Origin of the sequence: Citrobacter portucalensis, from assembly GCF_023374935.1 — a bacterium.
In the GTDB taxonomy this organism is placed as follows: Bacteria; Pseudomonadota; Gammaproteobacteria; order Enterobacterales; family Enterobacteriaceae; genus Citrobacter; species Citrobacter portucalensis.
On record NZ_CP092466.1, the window covers coordinates 1206855 to 1227816 of the forward strand.

The 20962-nt window shown below is 55.4% G+C and carries 26 protein-coding genes; all 26 read right to left on the reverse strand.

Annotation, left to right across the window (positions count from 1 at the left end):
- Positions 1-6 precede the first annotated feature (6 nt).
- The 26 genes from LY264_RS05685 to LY264_RS05810 all read right to left on the reverse strand — a co-directional run bounded on the left by LY264_RS05685 (position 7) and on the right by LY264_RS05810 (position 20955).
- Positions 7-576 carry a recombinase family protein gene (locus LY264_RS05685; RefSeq protein WP_164562416.1) on the reverse strand — a complete coding sequence of 190 codons (570 nt, stop codon included), beginning with the start codon at positions 574-576 and terminating at the stop codon, positions 7-9.
- 149 nt (positions 577-725) lie between these two features.
- Positions 726-1304 carry a tail fiber assembly protein gene (locus LY264_RS05690; RefSeq protein WP_249457506.1) on the reverse strand — a complete coding sequence of 193 codons (579 nt, stop codon included), beginning with the start codon at positions 1302-1304 and terminating at the stop codon, positions 726-728.
- A complete protein-coding gene (locus tag LY264_RS05695) occupies positions 1304-2299 on the reverse strand; it encodes a hypothetical protein (protein WP_249457509.1) in 996 nt (331 codons plus the stop codon). Before LY264_RS05695 ends, LY264_RS05690 begins: the two co-directional genes overlap by 1 nt.
- Positions 2300-2310: 11 nt before the next feature.
- Positions 2311-2886 (reverse strand): YmfQ family protein, encoded by a 576-nt coding sequence (locus LY264_RS05700; RefSeq protein WP_171845991.1) that lies wholly within the window; start codon positions 2884-2886, stop codon positions 2311-2313.
- A complete protein-coding gene (locus tag LY264_RS05705; protein WP_171845992.1) occupies positions 2871-3947 on the reverse strand; it encodes a baseplate J/gp47 family protein in 1077 nt (358 codons plus the stop codon). Before LY264_RS05705 ends, LY264_RS05700 begins: the two co-directional genes overlap by 16 nt.
- Positions 3937-4389: a phage GP46 family protein gene (locus tag LY264_RS05710; protein WP_171845993.1), complete on the reverse strand. Its 453-nt coding sequence runs from the start codon at positions 4387-4389 to the stop codon at positions 3937-3939. Before LY264_RS05710 ends, LY264_RS05705 begins: the two co-directional genes overlap by 11 nt.
- Positions 4386-4928 carry a phage baseplate assembly protein V gene (locus LY264_RS05715; protein WP_171845994.1) on the reverse strand — a complete coding sequence of 181 codons (543 nt, stop codon included), beginning with the start codon at positions 4926-4928 and terminating at the stop codon, positions 4386-4388. Before LY264_RS05715 ends, LY264_RS05710 begins: the two co-directional genes overlap by 4 nt.
- A complete protein-coding gene (locus tag LY264_RS05720; protein WP_171845995.1) occupies positions 4919-6022 on the reverse strand; it encodes a phage baseplate assembly protein in 1104 nt (367 codons plus the stop codon). Before LY264_RS05720 ends, LY264_RS05715 begins: the two co-directional genes overlap by 10 nt.
- On the reverse strand, positions 6022-7290 hold the full coding sequence (locus LY264_RS05725) for a DNA circularization protein (RefSeq protein ID WP_171845996.1): 1269 nt from the start codon (positions 7288-7290) through the stop codon (positions 6022-6024). The genes LY264_RS05720 and LY264_RS05725 overlap by 1 nt, the downstream gene beginning before the upstream one ends.
- Positions 7290-9077 carry a phage tail tape measure protein gene (locus LY264_RS05730; protein WP_171845997.1) on the reverse strand — a complete coding sequence of 596 codons (1788 nt, stop codon included), beginning with the start codon at positions 9075-9077 and terminating at the stop codon, positions 7290-7292. Before LY264_RS05730 ends, LY264_RS05725 begins: the two co-directional genes overlap by 1 nt.
- 98 nt (positions 9078-9175) lie before the next feature.
- A complete protein-coding gene (locus LY264_RS05735) occupies positions 9176-9559 on the reverse strand; it encodes a phage tail assembly protein (RefSeq protein ID WP_171845998.1) in 384 nt (127 codons plus the stop codon).
- 3 nt (positions 9560-9562) lie between these two features.
- The gene (locus LY264_RS05740; RefSeq protein WP_161623353.1) at positions 9563-9919 is read right to left on the reverse strand and encodes a phage tail tube protein; all 357 of its coding nucleotides are present in this window, start codon (positions 9917-9919) and stop codon (positions 9563-9565) included.
- 9 nt (positions 9920-9928) lie between these two features.
- Positions 9929-11407 (reverse strand): phage tail sheath subtilisin-like domain-containing protein, encoded by a 1479-nt coding sequence (locus tag LY264_RS05745; protein ID WP_164562406.1) that lies wholly within the window; start codon positions 11405-11407, stop codon positions 9929-9931.
- A 2-nt stretch (positions 11408-11409) separates the two neighbouring features.
- Entirely contained in the window at positions 11410-11607 is a 198-nt protein-coding gene (locus tag LY264_RS05750; RefSeq protein ID WP_046275164.1) for a DUF2635 domain-containing protein, read from the reverse strand.
- Positions 11604-12206 (reverse strand): hypothetical protein, encoded by a 603-nt coding sequence (locus LY264_RS05755; RefSeq protein WP_171845999.1) that lies wholly within the window; start codon positions 12204-12206, stop codon positions 11604-11606. The genes LY264_RS05750 and LY264_RS05755 overlap by 4 nt, the downstream gene beginning before the upstream one ends.
- Positions 12203-12745 carry a phage virion morphogenesis protein gene (locus LY264_RS05760; protein WP_171846000.1) on the reverse strand — a complete coding sequence of 181 codons (543 nt, stop codon included), beginning with the start codon at positions 12743-12745 and terminating at the stop codon, positions 12203-12205. The genes LY264_RS05755 and LY264_RS05760 overlap by 4 nt, the downstream gene beginning before the upstream one ends.
- A complete protein-coding gene (locus LY264_RS05765) occupies positions 12745-13185 on the reverse strand; it encodes a gp436 family protein (RefSeq protein WP_161623358.1) in 441 nt (146 codons plus the stop codon). Before LY264_RS05765 ends, LY264_RS05760 begins: the two co-directional genes overlap by 1 nt.
- The gene (locus LY264_RS05770; protein WP_046275160.1) at positions 13185-13661 is read right to left on the reverse strand and encodes a hypothetical protein; all 477 of its coding nucleotides are present in this window, start codon (positions 13659-13661) and stop codon (positions 13185-13187) included. Before LY264_RS05770 ends, LY264_RS05765 begins: the two co-directional genes overlap by 1 nt.
- Positions 13662-13745: 84 nt before the next feature.
- The gene (locus tag LY264_RS05775) at positions 13746-14642 is read right to left on the reverse strand and encodes a Mu-like prophage major head subunit gpT family protein (protein WP_136391815.1); all 897 of its coding nucleotides are present in this window, start codon (positions 14640-14642) and stop codon (positions 13746-13748) included.
- Positions 14642-15613 (reverse strand): phage protease, encoded by a 972-nt coding sequence (locus tag LY264_RS05780; protein WP_080944066.1) that lies wholly within the window; start codon positions 15611-15613, stop codon positions 14642-14644. The genes LY264_RS05775 and LY264_RS05780 overlap by 1 nt, the downstream gene beginning before the upstream one ends.
- A 207-nt stretch (positions 15614-15820) precedes the next feature.
- Positions 15821-16660, reverse strand: coding sequence for a phage head morphogenesis protein (locus tag LY264_RS05785; RefSeq protein ID WP_046275157.1), 840 nt, complete (start codon positions 16658-16660; stop codon positions 15821-15823).
- Positions 16653-18227, reverse strand: a complete 1575-nt coding sequence (locus LY264_RS05790; RefSeq protein WP_046275156.1) for a DUF935 domain-containing protein — start codon at positions 18225-18227, stop codon at positions 16653-16655. The genes LY264_RS05785 and LY264_RS05790 overlap by 8 nt, the downstream gene beginning before the upstream one ends.
- Positions 18227-19819, reverse strand: a complete 1593-nt coding sequence (locus tag LY264_RS05795; protein ID WP_171846001.1) for a terminase large subunit domain-containing protein — start codon at positions 19817-19819, stop codon at positions 18227-18229. The genes LY264_RS05790 and LY264_RS05795 overlap by 1 nt, the downstream gene beginning before the upstream one ends.
- Positions 19816-20397 carry a DUF3486 family protein gene (locus LY264_RS05800; RefSeq protein WP_171846002.1) on the reverse strand — a complete coding sequence of 194 codons (582 nt, stop codon included), beginning with the start codon at positions 20395-20397 and terminating at the stop codon, positions 19816-19818. The genes LY264_RS05795 and LY264_RS05800 overlap by 4 nt, the downstream gene beginning before the upstream one ends.
- A complete protein-coding gene (locus LY264_RS05805) occupies positions 20387-20668 on the reverse strand; it encodes a hypothetical protein (protein WP_242017955.1) in 282 nt (93 codons plus the stop codon). Before LY264_RS05805 ends, LY264_RS05800 begins: the two co-directional genes overlap by 11 nt.
- Entirely contained in the window at positions 20668-20955 is a 288-nt protein-coding gene (locus LY264_RS05810) for a VpaChn25_0724 family phage protein (RefSeq protein ID WP_171846014.1), read from the reverse strand. The genes LY264_RS05805 and LY264_RS05810 overlap by 1 nt, the downstream gene beginning before the upstream one ends.
- Positions 20956-20962: the final 7 nt, after the last annotated feature.

The following is a 20962-nucleotide window of genomic DNA, read 5'->3' on the forward strand; positions in this document are numbered from 1 at the left end:
AGAGGATCACATGGTCGGCGTTGAATTGCTGCTTCCGGGAAATTTTTTATACAGCGTGGACATTCCTACACCAAATCTTTGCGACACCTCCCTGTGCGTCATACCCGATTTGATGGCCGCACCGAACTGAGCCCAGTGCTCATCCATAAATTTAGGCCTACGGCCACCGTAGCGGCCCTTAGACCTAGCCACGGCCAAACCTGCAAGAGTACGCTCACTGTTCAGATCGGACTCATACTGAGCAGCAGAAAGAATATTGCGAAAGTTGTAGCGTCCCGATGCTGACTTTAGGTCCACGCCGTCAGTGATGGATCGGATGTTGACGTTGCGGGAATGCAGCTCCTGAAACGTGACCAGTGCATGCAGAACGTCGCGGCCAATGCGGTCGAGCTTCCAGAGAACAAGCTCATCACCGGGTTGCAACATCGCCACCACCTGCCGCAGGATGCGGCGCTTTGTATTACGGCCGCTGGCCTTCTCTTCGAAAATCTGTTCGCAGCCAGCCGCCTGCAGGGCGAGCATCTGCATCTCTGTGTCCTGGTGGTTTGAGCTTACGCGGGCATATCCAATAATCATCAGTCTTACCTCGTATGGTTGAGATAAAACCAGGTTAACAAACTCGACTTTTTCTCAAATAACCCCGGCGACACGGAAAAATACAACCGTTTAAAGGTGTAAAAAAGCCCTCATGAACAGGGCTTAAATCGGTGTTCTACCAAAGGTTCCTATTCTGGTTTAGTTGGCCATGCAGGGTTACCTGGATCAACTTTTGTTAGCTCATAACGATACTTCTGCCAGGCGACTAACTTCGGCTTGTCTGCATCGTCAATGTAACCACCATCGTCAGCATCTTTTAGTGGCGCAATGACCTGTGAAGCCTCGAATATCAGTGTGGATTTTTTTGCAGTATTCTCAGCTGCATCTGCACTCTGCTTTGCAGCCTCATCAAGCACCCACTTAGTGCCATCCCATCTATCGTAAGGCGTGGCAGGTGCTAATGGCGTAAACCCTGTTTTTATTTCCCCCAAATAATCCACTACAACAGATTGTTGAGTATCAGTCGCATAGACTGTCGAGTTCCGATGGTCTTGTACCAGGCCCCAGGATGAGCCATTAAAAACCGGCGCCATACCTCTCATTCCCTCAGGTGGGGAAACCGTCGTGGAGCAGCCCGGAACACTGACACCAATATTGATAAACTCATCAGACCAACCTGTATACACGAAAGTTATCGGGTCGTAATAATAAACGCGAACGTCACCTGCTTCGGTGGCATGTCCAGTCTGGTCAAAAAGAACCGACATTATGCAGCCCTCACTAAAAAGTTAAATGCCACGTTTCGTGGACGGAATTCATTCGCAGTGGAAACCTGGCGACTTGCATCAAGATTCAGGTTTGACAGTCGGTCTCCTGGTGCACCTGATGTCGACGTGGGAGTGATAAAGTCTCCCCCCTCCCCAGTCGCTGAAAACACACCATTAGCGTTGTTACTGAATATCCTGCCAATTGACCCCGCAGTGCGGCCCTCGATATTACCAGTCAGGTTCCGCATGGCGTCCCCCTGAGCCGAGAGTAATGCGCGACCTGTATCAACGCCCCTGCCATCATCGGCAACACGAATAAATTCACCGCGGGTTTCCGTTAACTTCAGTCCCGGCCATACCAGCGCCAGTTTTGGATACTGAGCAGCAGTAAATGTTGCGCCGTTTAATTTTAAAAACGTCATTCCCGACCATTCAGGTATAACGGTATTTGGCATAGCAGCTGACGGCCAGTAAAACGGAATACCTATCGGTGGCAATCCGCAACCCAGTCCCAAATTTAATTGAGCCTCCTGTTTGGTGTTCCCGCCAGTACCTCCGCCAATAATGCTAAGCGGAACATTTTGGGAATTTTCTTCATTCCACATTCCCCAGGAACCATCCTCCCCAATAAAAATATGATATTTACCAGATGATGATGTTAACCATACTTGTGAGCCGCCATTAACAACGACATCCAATCCAAGATTTTGGAGAAAGAGTGCTTTGTCCTGAATATCAGCGCCGTTCTGAGATGTATCGAGGAAGAGCGCTCTCATCGCCGCAAGGAGCTGCACATTGTTGGCTTTGTCCGGGGTGATACCCGCAGCGGCCAGAACGGCCAACAGTTCACTCTGGATAATATTGAACCAGTCAGGCCCCGGATAAGTTGGAGGAACGCCGTTCCCGCCTTCGGTAAAGAAGGACGTCACAGCACTGACCACAGGCTTTACTGCGGGCATCACCGGAACGGCTGAATTATTATCGACATGAAACATTGTCGGACCCCTTAATAAAAGTATTCATAGTTAGTGCCTGCCAGCCGGTATTTCGACAGCACGCATTCAAGGTTACGGGCACGGTCAGTCAACAGTGGTGTCATGACGTTATCCATACAGGTGAATCTGCCGCCCTGCATATCCCGGACATCCACCTGCAGCAGCCAGCGATAACGCGCGGGATACAGGGGGTACATGCAGTCACGCATACAGTGATGCGGGAGAACCACCCGTACCGTTACTGTAAAACCCAGCGCCTTCGCCACATCCTCAATCTGCCATGGGGCCAGGCCTCCATTGCGGTGGTACTTCTCCACAACGGCCGCGCGGCGGTCTTCGACGGTGCCGTTTGGCAGTTCGCATTCTGGCAGGCCGAGATAGGCCTCCCAGTCAGGAAGAAGCAAAAAGGTGGTTTCAGGGCGCATCTCAGACAGCAGTGCATCACCCGATGCCTCTGCCTGGCTTAAACGCCGTGCTAATGCCCGTACAAATTTGGTTAAATCCGCGCTTATCTCACGCGGCCAGGCTTTGCCACGGGGTAAGACCTGCTGCAGGGCATGGAGCCAGTCGTCTACGCTGTGAGCCATGTAATCGCCCCAATCGTAATAAGCTCTTCGGTTGTAGCCGGTACATCAGCCGTGACCGACAGCGTGTAGTCTGTGACGCCGGTAGATGATCCTATTGCCGTGCGCAGGGAGGAAACCTGCAGCTTCTGACCGGGAGACAGTGTTTTCTGCAAAGCCGCCAGGCTGACCTGAACAGCACTTCGTGATGAGTCGTTGTCCGGTGTAATTTTGATGGACATGGCCACCGGTTTCAGCGTCAGCACCACCGGCCAGACCTCAGTACCACCGGGCTTACCAACATAGTTTCCTGTGGCCGGGTCAGCGTGGCGGAAAAGGTACGTCTCCATAGCCGTTCTGTCGGCAGCAGTCGGCGTGATGATGGCGCGATCGTCATAAACCCACGCAAGGCCAACCGTGCCGGAACCGTGCCATGCATCAAAGGCCCAGGCGCGACTAACTCCGGGCAGCTCACGCGCCCAGAGAACGTAGTCATGGACAGCACCGCCTACGGGTGGGTTACGCTTTCGAAACAGCAGGCGGTCCAGCAGCTCGTCAATGGGTTCGATATCCGCTCCGCCCGTGATACCTGCACTGGCCACAATACCGTTACTGTCCGTTCCCGCGAGGGGTGACAGCAGCGTCAATACCTCACCGGCAGGCAGATTGCCGGCAACACCGGCTTCATCCGCCTGCACCTGCACGGTAACAGCCCCGGCCACTGGCTGGGATGAACTGACAACGTGATAGACAATACCGCCTGCAGTCTGCATTTCGCTATCAACCGGCAGCGCAGCCGCGCTGGTGAAGGTGACCGGGCCCGTGGCAAATGTCGGCTGTTTGCGAATAACGCCTTCGGATGCGGCCGTATCAATAATGGTCTGATCGTCTGATTTCGGTGACGGAATTATCTGGTCTGCAATCCAGCTCTGGTGGTCATATAAATCGCGCACCTGACTGCTGACGGAAACATTAATGGCCTTTTCGACACCCACTGGCGGCAATAAAGGAATATTAAGCTCAATCTCAATATCCCTTTCACCATCGGCGATAAGCTTGCGTAATGTCGGTACGTTATACGGCATTGGCGGTGGCCTCCCAGCGGCGGCTCAGTTGAATGGTGAGCAGGGATTTATCAGGGCGAGTCAGGGCCACCGTAAAGTTAATGCGGTCAGCGGCCGCGATGGTGGCCGAGACATCTGCAGTGCGAACAAAACCCGCGCGAAGCAGTGGCTGCATGGACAAACGGGCATAATCCTCAACGCGCAGACGAACTGACTCGGTCAGTTTCTCACGTTCAAGTAGCCAGAGCTTTGAGCCCCAGGGGGAATCGCTGAAGGTGTCACCGGGCCAGCCGCGCGGGTCGTCTGAACCGTCGGGCAGTTTATCATCGACATCAGCACGGGCATCGGTGAAAAGACAGATAAGGACTAAAGTGACAAGCCCGTCGTCGAGCGACAGGCCGTCATGTTGGATGGTGATATCACCGCGTGATAAGAGATTTTGCCAGCTCAGTCCGATAGTCATAGGGGCGCAGTTGTATCAGCATTGTCGCCATCCTTATGAATATGTTTGAGGAAGGATTTACCGTTAACAGTAATATCCTCGGTAAACTCAGAAGGACCGACGAATTTAAGTTGAGCGCTATTAATCTCAAATAAATCGTCGGCGGTGTAATTTACCGTTTTCCCTCTTATATCGATTATTCCGTCTTTCTTCAGAATAACCATTGACTGGCCGTCCTGATGATAAAGACAGACGTCGCCCGGTGCCAGACCTTTTGGACGACAGCGTTTATCTTCAACCGCAATAGCCACCAGACTCTCACGTCTGCCGCCAACCGCCAGGATTATCGCCTCGCTGCCAGCTGGCGGGACAGAGGTAAACCCGTACTGCTGAAAACGCTCCACATCGTCATTTGTGGCATCAGCCAGCGACTGTACCTGCAGGTTCTGGCGACCCAGGCTGTCAGTGACAATACGCACGACGGCGCGGTCAACGAGCAGGCGCAGACGTCGGCCAATCTGATTCAGCGTGCGGCTGAAGTTTGCCGGATTCAGTCCCATGTTGCGGTCACCTTTGCTTTTTTGGCTTTCTTGCCCTTGGATTTAGCCTGAGTCTGAGGAAGGTCGAGTGACTCCGGTGGCACCAGCGCAAGTACCGTGATGCGGCCGCCGTCGCCCTCGGTGAGCGTCACTGACTTGACAAGCCAGGTGGTGTCTAGGTTCTGGACCGGGTCTCGAATATCAGTCAGAAGGTTGGTCTTCCAGAGCGGGCCGGTATCACCATTTTCGCGCCAGCCGGCGACGGTGATTTCCGTGGTATTGGCTTCCCCCATCATGCGGGCTTTATACCAGTCACCACGCGTGCTGGCACCGCCTACCGTCAGACTGTCTTCATTCACCAGTATCTTCGGGCGGTAGCGGTTAATTTCATCGTCGTCGATGCTGACCTGACGGCCACCGATGACCTTTGCAGGCTGGTCATCCCATGCAGCACCCCCGGCGCTGGAGGAACCTTTGACGATGTACTGGCTGGCACGCTCCCGCCAGCTGAAGCGCCCACGGGCGGCGAGGATGTTCTCACCGAGGACCAGCGCCACAGACGCGCGCTTTTTCGAAGCCCGGGTGATAACCAGATTACCGTCAACATTCGATGTGAGCAGCACGCCACGCTGCTTTGCCAGCCTGTCTAGCAGCTCAAAGCCCGTTTCCCCCTGTTCCAGCACCACGCTCGGGAAGGCCTCGCCGGTGTCAGTCTCGTTGATGACGGTGATGCCATAGGGCTTCGCAATTTCAGCCGCCAGCTGCTCGAGGCGCATGCCTTTCCACTGCCCGGACTTATGCACTACCGAGCTGTCCACCAGGTCACCGGTCTTGTCGCGCCCCATAACCCGGATAGAGACGTTTTCGGCATCATAGCTCGGAATAAAATCGTCGATGTAGCCGTTTAGCACCTTATCAGCGCCAATGGTCACGGAGCAGGGTAAGCCTTCCTTGATGGTTCGCGGGGCCGCTTCAGACCACGGTGTGGTGATGGTCAGATCAAACTCACCGGCTATAGCGTCCAGCGAACTGGTGACCGACATGTCCGTCCAGCCATCCCACTGCTGACCGGCTACGGTAAGCACCACCGCTTCCGGTGTCTGCGAATTATCCATTACTCAATAACCTCAATGGGGGTAGATGGCAGAATGAAGGACGGGTCACGCAGCCGGTTACGAGAGACGATTGCTTCGCGGGTCTCTGTATCGCCAGTTTCTCGCCATGCCAGTAATGCGGCTGTCGTTGTCACAGTGGTGTGTAACTGGCGAATGTCAGGCAGCTGCGCACCACGAACCCGCACATCATTCACTACAGCAAAACGTAGATCGCGCAAAGTACGCCACAGTTCACGCTGTCCGTTCTCAACGGCTGTCACAGCCTGCTCAGCCAGCTGCTGCGCCAGTTTGTCACCTGCTGCTGTTGCTTCTGTTGATATGGCAAAGTCCATTGTGGCCACCGCTTCAGCCTGAGCCACTACCGACGTGACGATCACCATCTGACGAAAGTCGGTGATGTTAGCCTGCAATGCGGGGGATGGTGCAATGACCGTTGCCGGCACACTGCTGGCAATACCCTGAACTCCGTTTGAAGGGGAACTGCTGATGACAGTCATGTCGCCCGGCAGGTTTTTAGTCGCAGCCTCAGCCGCACGCTCTCCGTCCCATTTGCTTTTGAGCTGATCATAAACCCGTAGTGACCATGGCGGCTCACTCACGATATCCCGGATACTGCTGGCCAGACTGGTGAACTGACGAACCAGCTCGCCGGGTTTTGCGATGATGACACCCGCGAGGTCCTTGAAACGACTCGCACGGTCCACCCAGTCAGTCAGCCCTGAGGGGATCGTCGGCAGGTTCATTACCAGCCCCTGCATGTCATCAAGAAGGGTGTCGGTCATGTCACCCAGCCCGTCGAGAGCAGCAAAGTAATCACCATTGGCCAGCGCCTCTTTCACGGCATCGGCGGCACTGAGGGAAGTCAGACTGGTGTTTTCTTTGGGGGCCGGGAACAGGCGTTCGCCCGCCTCGAATACCTCAAAGCTGATATAGGCAATACCGCCTTCTTCAGTGCTCAGCCGGTGGGAAACCTTGCCCACCTGAACCTTCTGTATGCCAAACCACGGATGAACCAGTTCGCCTGGCCCCGCTGTATTAAGCGCCCTTAAAAGCGCTTCTAACTGCTTTTGAAAGTTCTTGCCGAGAAGTTTGCCGTTGATTTGCTGCTGAGTCAGCACGGCACCATTGTCTTCAGTCCAGCCCGTTTCTTTTTTAGGATAGGCGCGGGGGATCGCACGACGGCCGCTGGTACCCTCATCATCAACAAGAAAGAAAGTTACATTGCGAAACGATGCTTTGCGCAGGGATTCCCATTCACCGGTTGCCATCAATTCTGCTCCACGTTAGAGACACCAGACTGGGCACTGAGAGTAATACCTGGCTGGTCCATTTTGACGCTTTTCACCCGGGCATCACCTTCTACGACCACGCGAATCTCACCCTTCAGGGACTGCGGAACGGAAGGATAAGCCGGTGTCTGATTTTGCGGCTGCAGGCTTGCCCAGGGCTGTGGGTTGGCGATTTGTGGATCATTGCCAGCTGTCGTAAACCAATCTTTGACATCATTCCATATGGTGCTCCTATTATTATTTTCCTGGACCTTGCGAATTAACTCATTTTTTTGGTCATCAGATTCAGGGAAAGGAACTATTGATGCAATTTCGCTAGCGGTTGCAATAGTAGAAGTCACCAACCCGGAATGTATTGATGGCGGTTTTTTATCTGGGACATCAGGCAAATCGGGGCCATTTTCAGAACCACCCATCCCTCCTTTTCCCATATTCACAACATATACGGGCATGACTCCTGAACCAAACACATCTGAAACACCTTTTGGTATACCTTTGCCTTTACCTACACCCAGAATATCCAGAGCCCCTTTCCCTAATTGAAAGGCTTTGCGGGCCGCAATAATACCGCCAACTGCAATAGTGATATTTTTGCCAATTTCCAGCCAACGCTGGACAGTTTCCTGGTCAACAGAATTCAAAGCATCAGCCAGTTCCTGCACGGGCTTTGCCAGATTACTGTTGGTGAATTTTTTCCAAGTTACATTCAGGCTGGTCATGGCGGACGTGAAATCCTGAGCAGCATATTTTGCATCAGATAAAATACCTGAACCATCAGCTACAACGCCGTTATATCGCTTAAGATTTTCAGCACCTTTACCAGTTGTCACACTACTTAGTAAAAGAATACTGTCCTGATTAAAACCGGCTTCGACCAGACGTTTATTTTGCTCTTTAGCTCCTTTATTACCTGAACGCTTAGCAACTTCCTCCATTAATTGAGGAAGTGAACGCATTTTTCCATCATTACCGAAGACGTTAATACCATTACGCCCCAATTCTTTAACAACTTTTGGTGCTTGTAAGTCACGAATAAGGTTTTCAACAGCAGTAGCAGCTGTATCACGATCGCCAGTGGCATCAATCGCAGATTCCATTGCGACACCGACATCCTTGATACCCTTTACACCTTTACCGCCAGCAGCAGAGTACATTGAAAAAGCGCGAACACCTTTTTCAGCAATGTCCTTTAATTCAAATGCACCTTCTTTACCCAGCTTATTCAGGGTGTCCATCGCCTCAAGTGTTTGTTTTTCACTCGTCACCTGGAATTTTGGAAATTGAGCAAACAATCCCCCAATGGACTCACCAGTACCACCCGAGGCTGCGATGGATGCAGCGAGGTTATCTTTGTTCTTGACACCAAAATCAATATCGCCCGTGACAGTACCGATTTTTTCTACAGCACTGGTGACCTCGCGATCATCAACCCTGAACTTGATAGACGAATCCTGAATACCGCTAAAAATTTGCGCCATCTCAGCCCTAGTCTTTTCTGCCGCCAGCCCCATTCGGGTTATTCGACGATCTGTCTGGGCAAATTCACGCAGCATCGCGCCGCCCGCAAACCCTGCAATCATGCCGGTATAGCGATTCCCCAGCGCATCCAGCCCGCGTCCCGCTGCGGCGGTGGTTGCCTTAACAACGGACATTGCCCGCTCATTGCGGCGGGCGAACTCGGACATATTGGCACCGTACTGGCGGGCCTTGGCCGTCAGGTTACCGGCCAGGTTAATGAGGATTTCAGTGGTGAGGCGGCTTGCCATGTTGCTTCCTCAGTTGGTCTGTCAGACGAAGCAGCTGCCGCAAGGGCAACTGCTGGAGGTGGTTAATATCAAAGCGCTGTGAAAGATTGACGATGAGACTACTGAGCGCCGTCGCCAGCGGCATCAGGTCGCCCCCGCTTGCCGGTCTCCACCAGTAAGTCATCCATTGCCCCGGCTTTTTCTGTAAGCAACTCCAGATCCTCAGGATGGAAGGAATACAATTGTTTGACAGACAGCGGGCCGGGGATTGTGCCGACGCTCAGAATCTGCCGGCGCAGCATCTCAAGCCCCATAAGCACCTCAGAGCAATAAGCTACCGCCTTGCCGTTCTCACCGATAACTACGCGTTCGGCCGCCAGTTGAGAGTTAATGACATCCTCTGATGTCAGTTCACGGAAAGTCACGCTGGTGTGTCGGGTCTCATCTTCCGTGCCTTTACCCGAGACAAAACCATGCTTCAGTTTGACGCTCATCTGTGCCATGGCTCACACCTTCACCAGTTTGGTGCCAATGAAGTTGGCACTGATGGTGCCGGCATCTTCGTCCAGTTCTGCCGGATTGTCAGTGGCTGAGCCGGTCATCATATAATTGAGGCCATTATCACCTTCGAACATGACCGTTACCTCTTCCCAGCCACTGATTTCAATCACGTCCATGTCATCTGCAGCGGCAATAGTCAGCTTGATGGAAGGAGCAGCCATCTTCCGGGAAAGGCCCCAGACCTTACCGCCGCCCATATGTTGTGTACGGGCAAATCCTCCCGGATTCAGGGTGGATTTGCCTTCTGTCTTAATCTCGCGCCCGTTAATTCGGATGGACGCCATCCCCAGAATACTTGGCATAATTTGTCCTTACTGTTTGAACTGGATAAGACCGGCCAGCACACGGAGCTGATTGACCAGGTTCGGATGCGCCACGAAATTCAGGCGATTGGCATCACTGCCGTCGATATCGACGTCGAGTGTTTCCTTATAGTCTTCAAAGTCTTCAACAAGACCTGCCGGCACCAGTTCGGTCAGCGCGATATCCAGCAGTTCGGCGCGGGCGATTTTCGGTGTCATTACTGGTTGACCAGGGTCGAGCAGTTCCAGCACATCATCACCGGCCAGCTTGTGGCGTGGATAGCGACTGGAGAAGCGATTCTTGATGATGTAACGGATGCGTCCGAGCGTTGCCGGCGACTGCACATCAAGGTATGACGTATCCGGATCGCCGTACTGGTTCACCCGGAACATGGTGATTTCACGCTCAATACAGACGTTGCCACCGGCGTCAACAAAGTGCGTAGCCATGCCGTCATGCAGCAGCAGGTTGCGCTCCTGCATATCCCAGCGAACTTCTTTCGCCGGTGGGAGAATGCCTGGCAGAACCAGCGTCTGCAGCGGGCGGGCCGGGTCAATGGCCAGATAGTAGGATGCGATGCCACCGTAGGATGCGGCCCAGAGCCAGTGTGGCTGTGGAGCCAGGTTGGTGGACATGCAGGAAATCAGCCAGTCATTACGGGCATCACCGAACGTACCGCTCTCAGCGTGCGTTCCGCGATAGCCCGCCCAGAGCTGGGCCTCAATCATTTTGAGCGGGCCCCAGCGAACAACCAGCTCATCACGCATTTTGTCGAGGCTCTGAGTGTCGTTAAAGGCAAACTCAATATCGGTGTACCAGTCATCACCGAGCGCTGCGACGACAGCCGTGATATCCGGTGTTCCCGTACCGCCGGTAAAGCCGGTCAGGGTGATATTAATCCCCGCAGGCAGTTGCTCACCGGTATAGTAATTCAGGCGTACATCCATGCCGTTGGCGCTGACACCTTTCCAGTTGGCAGTCAGCTCAACCGTGTCCGTCGTGGTGGTCTTGAGTGCTGCAGTCACCTGCGTGGAGGCCAGTTTTGTTACCGCATCGATAATGGCCGTGGCGACATGATCACGGTCATCGCCTTTCTCAACACCTACCTGAACCGAAACGCCATTAATCATCAGAGCCACCGTTCCGGCGGCCGTCGCTGTGCCGACCACTGCCAGCGTGGCTTTTGCGGCCGCGCCGGTTGTCAGGTCTGCAACACCCATAGCCCAGGTTTCGGTATAGCTATTTGCCTTGCGGTGGATCTTCAGCATTTCAGCGAGCTGGGAGCCTTTGCCGTACAGTGTCTCCGCCATACCGTCGCTGGTGATGCGATGCTGGGTCAGTGCCGCTGCCGTGCCGGCTGAGCCCTGATGTCCAATAACAATCACTTTGCGGGACTGCGCCGGCGCGCTGCTCATTGCCTGTGAATTGTCAATTTCGATGTATACCAGCGGGACGCGGATATCATCAGGAATGCTGCCAAGTGCCATTGTTATTTCTCCACGGCTTTACGTTTCTGGGTCTCAGCCGTAACCGGCTCAGCGATATCGGTGACGGTCACATCACCTTCCGCCTGGCGACGGTGCCACCAGGCACTCATCGGCAGGTTTTCACCCTCAGGCTTCAGATGCTCGCCATTGGATTTACGGACCCGCAGGCCTTCACGGGCAGGTTTAATCAGGTGGTTCATGGGTTCTGCTCCCTTACGTTAATCACACCGTCAATTTCGGTTGCGCCACCATTCACTGCGAGCGTTGCCCCCAGTCGCAGGAAGTCCGGCAGTGCGCTAATGTCGATCTCTTCATCCAGCCGGAACTCCTGTTCCCATGTCACTGCCCACATGGTCAGCCCCAGTTCGTTGAGGCCAGGGGAGTAGATGTTGTCAGCACTGATGGTGCTGGCGGCACGCTCCGCTTTCATACCGGATGCCGCCTCCCGGGAGGCGATACGACGGGCCAGCTTGCCGACCAGGACTTCGCAGCGGGTATCGCGGGGATGCGCCCATGAATCGGTGGCCATGATGTAGGCCGCCCAGGTCACATCACCGATCGTGCCGCCGGCACGCTGGCGGATGTTGCGGATACGCAGGGCCGCAATGCGAATGCAGCCATCACGATCTGTGAGGTAAGTTTTCACCTCCGCCGGGGTGTTGAACTGGCCGATATGGCGCTCAATGAGTTTCACCTGGTCCGGGTTATCGCCCAGCAATGCAGGCTTAAGCCAGGCCACAATGTTTTCTGCGGCCGCAATGGTGCTGCCTGTCGTCAGCAGTGGGGGACGCTGGTTCATGGAAGTACTCCCTGCCAGAAGTCACCGATGACGTGCATCAGCTCTTCAGAGTTTTCAGAAGACAGCCCGAGATACTCGCGCTGCGGCATATCCATCTGGCGTTTGTGGGCCCCGACGGACTGCCAGACACCGTGTTTCAGGGCACGGCCAAAAGCCTGAGTGATGAGGCGCTTATGGGCACTGACGGAAACGCTGCCGGCGAAGCCGTCCTGGTGAACGGCGGCATAGGCCAGTGGTGAACCGACGCGCACTCGGTCACGTTCGACGATGTACTGAATGCTGTCCATCAGGCCGCCGTCACCCTGCAGCAGGCTCTGGTTACCGTGCCGGGTTTTGCGGTAAGCCTCAGACCATTCCTGCCACTTCTCACCGGCCGGACTGCTTTTCTCATCACTGATGCGGCGACGGGTCTGGGACTCAACAACAGCCCCGATACTCTCCAGCAGCTCTTCCTGCAATGAGCTGTCAGAGAGTTTCTCGATGGCCAGGCGGATTTGCGCCAGCTTTTCAGCACCCATGACCTCAACGGAAATGGCCACTACAGCACCCCACGCAGCTTGTTGCGGGTGAAGAGGCGTTCGTTATCCGAGACGATGATGATTTTTCCGCTGTCAGTTTCCGGAGGCTGCGTGGCCGTTGGCAGGCCGAGGTCACGCGTGCCGTTAGCAATCTCCTTCAGGGTCCGAATGGCCTCGTCGTAACGCTTCTGGATGAGGTCGGTTATCTGACTGTCACGTTCGGACAGCCAGTAAATCGCAATGGACACCGCCACCCGGTGAAGCGGGCGTGGGATGGGGGCGATGGTCAGCGGAAGCTGAAAGCGCTTCGCCAGAAACGAATTAATCTCTGCGTCCGCATCATCAATAGCCGTCTCAATCTTCGCCTCATCGAGTTGCTGCGTGGATTTGTCGATGGCCATGTTCCAGACCAGTGACCCGTCCACGGCCAGCAGGTCATCCCGGGTGACATAAATGCCCATTACGGTTTCTCCGCTACCGTCTCAAGTACGGTGACAACCAGCATCGGTTCCAGCTTCAGCCGTGCAGCATCCTCATGGCTGATAAAGCAGTCAGCCTGGATGCCCAGGTGGGCATTGTTGGCTGCGTTATCCGCCTGCGGGTCGTCGCTGGCAAAGACATGCACTGGCTCACGAGGCCAGAAGCGGCCACAGCGATAAAAGCCAGTATCACGGACGGCACGAACCTCCAGGGCCACCACATCATCAGTGTCGGGCACCAGCGGCTCGGACCCTGCCGGCTCGCTTACATCAGGCTGGATACCCCCGACGCTGACGGGTTGTGAACCCACCGGAAGGTCATGCCCTGGCAGGACGACTGGCGACTCATGTCCCGGATTGTCAGTAACAACAACCGGTGCCACTTCCGCCGATGGTGCCGCGCCAGTGCTGTTTTCAGTGACTTGCTGACCCTCTGCCTTTGTTTTCTTTCCACTCACAATTCCATCCTCTTTGAGTCCGGTTTAACCGGCCTTTTAAGACCGGTTAAACGCGAGTGACGATATGGGTTACGTAATTACGTGTTATTTGACGTAAGGGCTGACCAGGACATCGACATCTTTGTAATAGATGTTGGATGCGCCGGCGTCGTTGTTGACGGCTTCAATCAGTTTTTTCGCCGCAGCACGGTTACCCTTGCCGACAACCAGCAGCGTCGGAGAGACCCCCAGTGGTTCACCGTTGGATTTGGTCAGACCGAGCATCGCCGAGACTGCCGCTTCATAGTTCGCCGTTGTCAGTGCAGCTTTGGAGCCGACAGCGGTCTGCCAGAAGCCGTAGCCCACGTTGCAGCGGCCATCGGTGCCGAACAGGAACTCGTTATTGGTGAACGTGTGTTCATTGTCCAGGTCATCGAGCGCCTTGAAATCAAACGGGCGTCGGTCCTGGAAAATGATTGGCAACAATGCCTGAGTGGCATCCACCAGGAACCAGGGTTCACCGGTGTCTGTCGCCGGCGTGCCGACAACGTTGCTGGCCGTGCCAGTACCGACAGGGTGATCGCTGTCGAAGAAGTACTGCCCGTCGAAACAAGTAGTGGTGAAACCATCGCACAGCAACTTAAAGACCAGTGAGTCAGGGAACATAGTGACGCTGCGGCCAAACTGCTCGGCAATGACGGAGTACTGGCCAAGCTGGTCATCTTCGATTTTTTCACGCTTGACCTTGATGGAACTTTCCCAGGTCTTGTTGGTGATGCTGTAACCCATCTCTTTTAACGTCAGAAGCTGACGGGTGGAGACCCATTCTTTAATCCCAGGGAAATCATCCAGCCAGCCATAGGTGTTGGACGCGCCACTGCTCGGCACCACCGTTGCTACCGAGCGGAACTGAGGAGTGATACGCCCCACGCCACGCGTAAAAGCAGCGCTCAGGGACGTGCTGAGGGCATTGAGAATGCTTGCATCGATCGTGATGGCCATTAACGGACTCCTTCTTTATTACGGGCGGCGAGAAACTCTTCCTGGGTGACCCCCATGGAACGGCACATGGCTATCTCGGTTTCATTCAGGGTGACGTTGCCTTTGCCGTCCTTGCCCTTGGTCGGGTCTGCACTGACCAGCACCGGGGCAGTCTTCACGAAGCCGGCGAACTGCTCACGACCCGCCTCACTGCGACAGGTGGCGAGGTACATCTCGCGGTTGGCCGGAGCGACCTTGCCGTCGGCAATGGCGGCATCCACCAGAGCAACTGCCGCCTTATCGTCCAGCACTTTCAGTTTGCCTTCCGCGCTCTCGGCACGGTTGAGCGCCAGCTGGTGCGTCTCGACAGGAATAAACTTCGACAGGTCCGGGTTATCGGCGCGGTTCAGCGCCACCGTTTCGCGGTCTTTAATTTGCTGGATGGCTTTTACCGCGTCATCGACAGACGCAGCAGCAGCGAGTCCCAGCACCGTCACAATCTGGACAGGTACGGTCATCTCGTGGTTCTCCGAGTTAAGGGCAGGAAAATCAAGGTTGGGTTTGTTGGTCAAGCCCGCGCTGGAAATGCGGGTCACCTGACCGTCGGCGGTATAGCCAAATGCAGGGCTGTAATAGCGGTACTTCTTGCCACGGACCAGCGCTTCACCATCGGGCGTCCATTCCACGTGCGCTTCAATGACGCCGTCGTCGCGGACGCGATAGTCGTCAAGCCAGGCATACGCAGGGGCTTCTTCGCCCTTTGGGCCTTTCAGCTCTGTGGCGTGTTCCATATCAAACGGAAGCTTTGGATAGCTCAGGGTGGCACTGATAACAGCTTCGGGCTGGTTGTTCACCCAGGAGCGACCATCGCGGCCGGCGAACGTGCCCGCCGGTATCATCGGCAGCCACTCAGGCAATGGCGCGCCATCGTCAGCCGATGGCAGTTCGAAACACAGCGCCAGAAGTTCGATTTGCGGGAGCAGTTTGCTCATGATGCTGTCCGTTGAAAAAGGGTACGGACAGTATGCGGAAGGGAAAATAAAAGCCGGATTTACCGGCTTCACTGTAAACGAGACGGGGAACCCCGTTTAAAACCCGTTTAAAAATCGCTGTAAGCGTTTAAGAAAGTTTCAGAGCGTCATCGTATCATAAAGCGCGATAACGTCACCATGAGCGATTCAGGTGCGTTACCGCTTCGCTTACTCACCTGCGTCAAAGGCCTTCTGTTTCATCTGCAGCTGGCGCTCAAGCTCCACCCGGCGGCCTGTGCCGGGATTGTAGTCCCAGCCCGGGTCGATACCCTCCGGCACCATCTCTTCTTCACCGGTGCGTTTGTTCAGCCATTTCACCCGATTGACTGGCGGTGCTTCGGTACGCACCGGCACAGAACTGCGCGTGACATGGCCTGTCGGTTTGCCGTTGTCATCGAGCTGCTGCACGGTGCGGGTGACGCCATTCTGCTGCAGTTGCTGGTACTCAAACTTACTGACCTGTCGCACCCCGCATTTACAGCCCCAGCCGTTGGGGCCGATGTGCGTAGCCCAGAAGGGGTCATCGACTGGCAGGCAGAGGTCAGCCCATTGCTGGTGTTCGTGCCGGTGCTCGCGCGACGGACCCAGCGTGTAAAGCAGATAGGGCATGGCGCGTTTGGTGCGTTCGATACGCTCCCACTGGCCCGCGCTGCGGGCCGTGCGCATATTGGTGTCATAAATGGTACGCAGACGTCTGTCACTGCCGAGCTGCACAGCTCTGGTCTCCTGCGTTAGCGGGTCATCCATCATCTGCATACCCCACCACCCACGTTTCACCAGCAGGGGTTTGAGCGTTTCACGAAACTGTGCGAAGGTCTGACCGGTCTCCAGTGCCTCCTCCAGGATCGTCTTCACATCCTGCAGCAGATCGAGCTGGGTCATCTTTGCCACGGTAAAGCCCACGCTCTGCTCATCGCGCCAGACATCGCGGTGATCAAATCCGGGTTTAAGCTTTTTGGACTTCAGCCAGGCGAGTGCCTCCTTCGGGATAATGGACGGTTCAGCCATCGTTAGCATCTCCCAGTGCACGGGCTTTAAAACTCAGCAGCGCCAGCTGCTGCACGAACTCATCCGGCTTCAGTGACTGCTGCAGTTCCGGCAGGCGGGAAAGGAACTCATCGAAATTGTCCACCTCGTTCACCAGCTGCAGCACCGGACCGGTGAACGCATCTCCGGTACGCGCCCAGTCTTTGAGTCCTTCTGCTACCAGAGCATTAATGTCATCTTCCTGGCTGCGGTTGAGTGCAATTTGCTCGCGATTCAAAGCCGTTGCAGGGGCGTACGCGGTAAAGGTACTTGACGGTGCCAGAACCGTTGCACCAGCTTCCGGCTCTGCCAGACCAAACTTGTCACGAATTTCCGACTCCTGAACCTTCATCCCCCGGTCAATCAGCGGGGTCAGTGCATCCACGAATGCCTTCAGGTCTTCGGGTTCGCTGAGTCGCAGCTCAATGCGTGGGTAGTTTTCCTGGGGGCCATAGTTGAACTGGATGAAGGGGCGCACCAGAAACTCATTGAGTGTGTCCGCCAGCTGCCGTGCATCCCAGCGCGCAATGTCCATACGCACCCTGTCATGCACATCGGCCTGCGCCCGGGAGCTGCCGTCATCGGTGGTCATGGTCTGGCCCAGCACCGCTTTGCTGGTCTGGGCATCACACCAGTCGGCCATCTCTTTGAACAGTGCGCCACCGCCGGTACGGCTCGCCGTCTCCACCATGTCGAGCTTCATGCTCTCAGGAATGGCGCAGCCGGCATCAGACGCCAGTGAGGCAATGGCATCTATGAGCGTGCGGATTTGCTCAGGGCTGGCATTGTTACCGTATCGTCCGACGACCATAGGCAGACCAAATTTCTCGCCAAACGCCCACCAGTCCCGCACGGTGAATGACTTCAGCATGTACATCACGGCAACCAGACGGGCCAGCCCGTTGCGCAGCGGCAGGCCAGACTTCAGGCGGGGCTGATGAACAATGTACTTGCCCGGGTTCAGTGGCTCACCCTCGACAGGCTCCTTCTCGGTAATAAGCCGGAACTCGCGCAGGGTATCGAGGTCTGGCTTCAGGAAACGCTGGTCCACCCACTCATAATCACGGGGTCTCCACATCGCATCCCGCGTGTTCCACAGAATTTCACAGACACCGACGCCTTTGCCCAGCCCGTCAAGCAGGTCGAAGAGCAGTTCAGGCACCTGTGGCTGCTCCATCAGGTGGCGTACCGCGTCAGCGAGCTGCACGTCGTTGTCATCGTCACTGGCGGCGACCACTGTCGGCACAATTCCCGCCACCGTCAGTTTGCGGGTACGAAGCACACTGGCGTAATGGAGGTCCCGCTCCTCCATCTCTTCTGCCAGGATGAAGTAATCACGGGCATTTCCGTCGGCGGCATTGCGCAGTATTCCCGCCAGACGGCTCGGGGATAAGGTGCTGGCAACGCTGACCCCAGATGAAGGACGGCGGACGCTCATACTGCGGCCACGGGCCTCAGCCTCTGTTATATCAGTGTCATTGACGACAACAGCATCCCCTGTTGCGGGGTGCAGAAGGCGGCGAACCGCGCCGGCAAGTTGTTTAAGCATCAGAGTAATCCCCGCTGATTTTTAAGACCCCGGGTCAGATGCATCTGGCGGCGATCGTCATCGCCGTCCGGACGGTGTCTGGTATCCCGGGTTTTATTGAGACGGTGCAGCTCATAACGACGGCACTCTTCTTTGCTGGCCAGAAAAGCCAGGAAGATGGCATAGGCGCTGTCACCGTGGCGTTTGCGACCATCACTGCCGGTATTCTCCCGGTCATCAATTCCCGGCGTACCACGCTGGATGACGATCTGCCCAAGGTCGCTGATGACATCTTCATGTTTCGGCAGTATCAGTTCGTCATCTTCAAAGGCCGATTTAAAGCGCGGCATGTTCTCCCGATAGTGGCCGACGGAAGGCATCACCACTTCAACTTCATCGCCATAACGTTCAGCAGCCTGCTCAGCCAGCCAGTTACCGTTCCCACGCCCATCAAGCTTGATGCCATCCCTGCGGGGAAGGCGATCGCAAATATAGAACAGCACCTGCTCCTGCTGCTTGTAGGGCACATTGGCCAGTTCCACCAGGAATGGCACGGTGCGGGTAGTGTCGTCATTGACCGTCATCGGGGCATAAACAGTGAGGTGGCCGGAGCGGGCGAAGTCTTCCCCAAGGCAGTGGCGCAGATTTTGCGGGAGCTTATCCAGTTCAGGCTGAATGACCTTCTCAATCCACTCCTGCATCTCGCGCGCGCGAATGCCTTCCGGGGTGGCGTTGAACGCCGCCGTGCCAGTGAAGCGTAAAACCGGGCCAGACCCGCGAGCGGCGCGTTCACGAATGGAGCGCGGCAGGTATGTGCCGCCGCCGTTCTTCGGCTCGCAGTAATATTCTTCCCGGGCATCTTCTTCGGTGGCCGTATCACTCAGCAGGTTAGCCAGCCATTCCGCTTCTTTATCAGCAGACCAGGTATCTTTTTTCACCTGGCAAATACGCCGGTACAGGCCTTCATTTATCGCCGTTTCGATATCCACCCGGTGGACGGAGTAGCGTTTTTTACCTGCCCGGCTGTCCTGTATCAGGGTGTTGAACAGGTTTTCAATACCGTTGTGGGTGGAGATAAGACGGACTTTTGCCCCCCACATGGTGAGCGCCAGCGCCGCTTTGAGTACCGCAGCAAGGTCTTTCTGGAAACCGGCTTCATCAATGATGACGTTGCCCTGCATACCACGCAGGTTCGACGGGTTGGAGGACAGCGCCTTGATCTTGAAGCCGCTGGCAAAGTTGATAACGTAGACCAGGATATCTTTGTCATCATCGTTAAGCACTTCTTCACCGGTATCAGAGGCTGCCAGACCGTAGGCCTTTGCCCACATCGCACAAGCATCGATAAACTCTCGCGCCATATCCTTGGTGGTGCCGACGTAAAAAGTATCGCTACCGCCAGCACTGGCAGAAAGGGAGCCATTCAGTGCCGCATCAGCCGCCTCTGCCCAGGTCAGACCGGTACGGCGCGATTTCTCCGCAATCTTGAGCTGGGCATCATCCGCAATCCACCGGCGCTGATAAGGCAGCAGTACCTGGTCGGCGTCAAAACGGCCGGAAATAATCGCGGCCGCAGACTGGTTACGTAACTTTTCCTGTTCAGTATGGGTCATGTTGCAATCCCCAGAATCTGGCGTTTGATATCAGCGGCAGTCTCTGCAGATAACCCGGCTTTTTTGGTGATCGTTTCGGCCTCTGCGGCCACTTTTTCTGCAAACGCCTGCTGGATTTCTTTCTCCCGCTTGTGGCTTGCCATCGCTGCAGCTTCCAGTCGCTGGGCAACCAGAGCCAGTTGCCCCAGGGCTTTTGGCTCCACCGGCTTGTCGCTCTCAGCCATAGACATCGAGGTTTCAAACGCCAGCGTTTTTACAAACTCCATAAGCAGTTTGCCAACGTCTGACGTCGGTGCGGAGCCCAGTTTGCCAGCCCAGATTTCAGCCATTTCACGGGAGGCGCGGATTTTAGAGCCGAACTCTTCCATACGGCTGGCATAGCGATTGAGACCGGTACGGGAAAGTTTCATGTCCTCCGGCAGGTTGTGCTCAGCTATCAGGTCGTTGATGGCTTCGCGGATTTCCTCCTGGGTGTGGCGCTTGTCACGCAGCAGCTGGTGAAGATGGTCGCGGACCACATCCGGGAGCAGGTCTATCTTTGAGGGGCGGCCACGGGTCTGGCGTTGTTCACTCGCCATGCTCCCCCCTGATTTTCTCCAGGAACCAGCGCTCATGGCTTGCCTTATCTTTCAGCAGAAGCTTCCAGGCTCGCTTGTATTCCGGGTTGTTATTCAGAAACGTATTCAGGTAGGAGTCAGATGCATGGTGGTCATATTTCTTACCCGTTGATTTCTCTACTTGCGGGGCCACCGCCCGGACCTCAAGCTCAAGACAGACCAGAACGCCCGCCATCAGATTAATGATGTTACGTTCACCCTTTGTCAGTGGTTTCAGCTTATTTGCCATCATTACCCCCGTGGACGTGGTTTTTTGACACCCGGCACAGTGGTCAGGCCGCTGGCAACCTCATCACCACGCCCGGTGATTTCAGCCACATAACAGCCTGAGACATCGCTCAGGGTGACCAGGCCCTGTTCACGCAACCAGGCCAGTTGCGTGCGAACCGTGTCTCGCGAAACCTTATGGCCATACGTCTGCAGGCAGGTCTGCAGGATTGATTCATTGGCGCTGTCACCACAGTCGAGCAGGGATCGCAAAAGGACGAGCCGCTGGTCCTGGTCGAGTACATCACGCATAGTCATA

Bases quoted from the DNA above. Each gene is read 5' to 3' on its own strand.
- LY264_RS05695 (WP_249457509.1), bottom strand. From the start codon at position 2,299: ATGTTTCATGTCGATAATAATTCAGCCGTTCCGGTGATGCCCGCAGTA.
- LY264_RS05730 (WP_171845997.1), bottom strand. From the start codon at position 9,077: ATGGCAAGCCGCCTCACCACTGAAATCCTCATTAACCTGGCCGGTAAC.
- LY264_RS05750 (WP_046275164.1), bottom strand. From the start codon at position 11,607: ATGAACCACCTGATTAAACCTGCCCGTGAAGGCCTGCGGGTCCGTAAA.
- LY264_RS05765 (WP_161623358.1), bottom strand. From the start codon at position 13,185: ATGGGCATTTATGTCACCCGGGATGACCTGCTGGCCGTGGACGGGTCA.
- LY264_RS05755 (WP_171845999.1), bottom strand. From the start codon at position 12,206: ATGAACCAGCGTCCCCCACTGCTGACGACAGGCAGCACCATTGCGGCC.
- LY264_RS05805 (WP_242017955.1), bottom strand. From the start codon at position 20,668: ATGATGGCAAATAAGCTGAAACCACTGACAAAGGGTGAACGTAACATC.
- LY264_RS05710 (WP_171845993.1), bottom strand. From the start codon at position 4,389: ATGACTATCGGACTGAGCTGGCAAAATCTCTTATCACGCGGTGATATC.
- LY264_RS05720 (WP_171845995.1), bottom strand. From the start codon at position 6,022: ATGGATAATTCGCAGACACCGGAAGCGGTGGTGCTTACCGTAGCCGGT.
- LY264_RS05785 (WP_046275157.1), bottom strand. From the start codon at position 16,660: ATGGCTGAACCGTCCATTATCCCGAAGGAGGCACTCGCCTGGCTGAAG.
- LY264_RS05790 (WP_046275156.1), bottom strand. From the start codon at position 18,227: ATGCTTAAACAACTTGCCGGCGCGGTTCGCCGCCTTCTGCACCCCGCA.
- LY264_RS05700 (WP_171845991.1), bottom strand. From the start codon at position 2,886: ATGGCTCACAGCGTAGACGACTGGCTCCATGCCCTGCAGCAGGTCTTA.
- LY264_RS05810 (WP_171846014.1), bottom strand. From the start codon at position 20,955: ATGCGTGATGTACTCGACCAGGACCAGCGGCTCGTCCTTTTGCGATCC.
- LY264_RS05745 (WP_164562406.1), bottom strand. From the start codon at position 11,407: ATGGCACTTGGCAGCATTCCTGATGATATCCGCGTCCCGCTGGTATAC.
- LY264_RS05740 (WP_161623353.1), bottom strand. From the start codon at position 9,919: ATGCCAAGTATTCTGGGGATGGCGTCCATCCGAATTAACGGGCGCGAG.
- LY264_RS05725 (WP_171845996.1), bottom strand. From the start codon at position 7,290: ATGGCAACCGGTGAATGGGAATCCCTGCGCAAAGCATCGTTTCGCAAT.
- LY264_RS05735 (WP_171845998.1), bottom strand. From the start codon at position 9,559: ATGGCACAGATGAGCGTCAAACTGAAGCATGGTTTTGTCTCGGGTAAA.
- LY264_RS05715 (WP_171845994.1), bottom strand. From the start codon at position 4,928: ATGGGACTGAATCCGGCAAACTTCAGCCGCACGCTGAATCAGATTGGC.
- LY264_RS05780 (WP_080944066.1), bottom strand. From the start codon at position 15,613: ATGAGCAAACTGCTCCCGCAAATCGAACTTCTGGCGCTGTGTTTCGAA.
- LY264_RS05685 (WP_164562416.1), bottom strand. From the start codon at position 576: ATGATTATTGGATATGCCCGCGTAAGCTCAAACCACCAGGACACAGAG.
- LY264_RS05775 (WP_136391815.1), bottom strand. From the start codon at position 14,642: ATGGCCATCACGATCGATGCAAGCATTCTCAATGCCCTCAGCACGTCC.
- LY264_RS05705 (WP_171845992.1), bottom strand. From the start codon at position 3,947: ATGCCGTATAACGTACCGACATTACGCAAGCTTATCGCCGATGGTGAA.
- LY264_RS05690 (WP_249457506.1), bottom strand. From the start codon at position 1,304: ATGTCGGTTCTTTTTGACCAGACTGGACATGCCACCGAAGCAGGTGAC.
- LY264_RS05800 (WP_171846002.1), bottom strand. From the start codon at position 20,397: ATGGCGAGTGAACAACGCCAGACCCGTGGCCGCCCCTCAAAGATAGAC.
- LY264_RS05795 (WP_171846001.1), bottom strand. From the start codon at position 19,819: ATGACCCATACTGAACAGGAAAAGTTACGTAACCAGTCTGCGGCCGCG.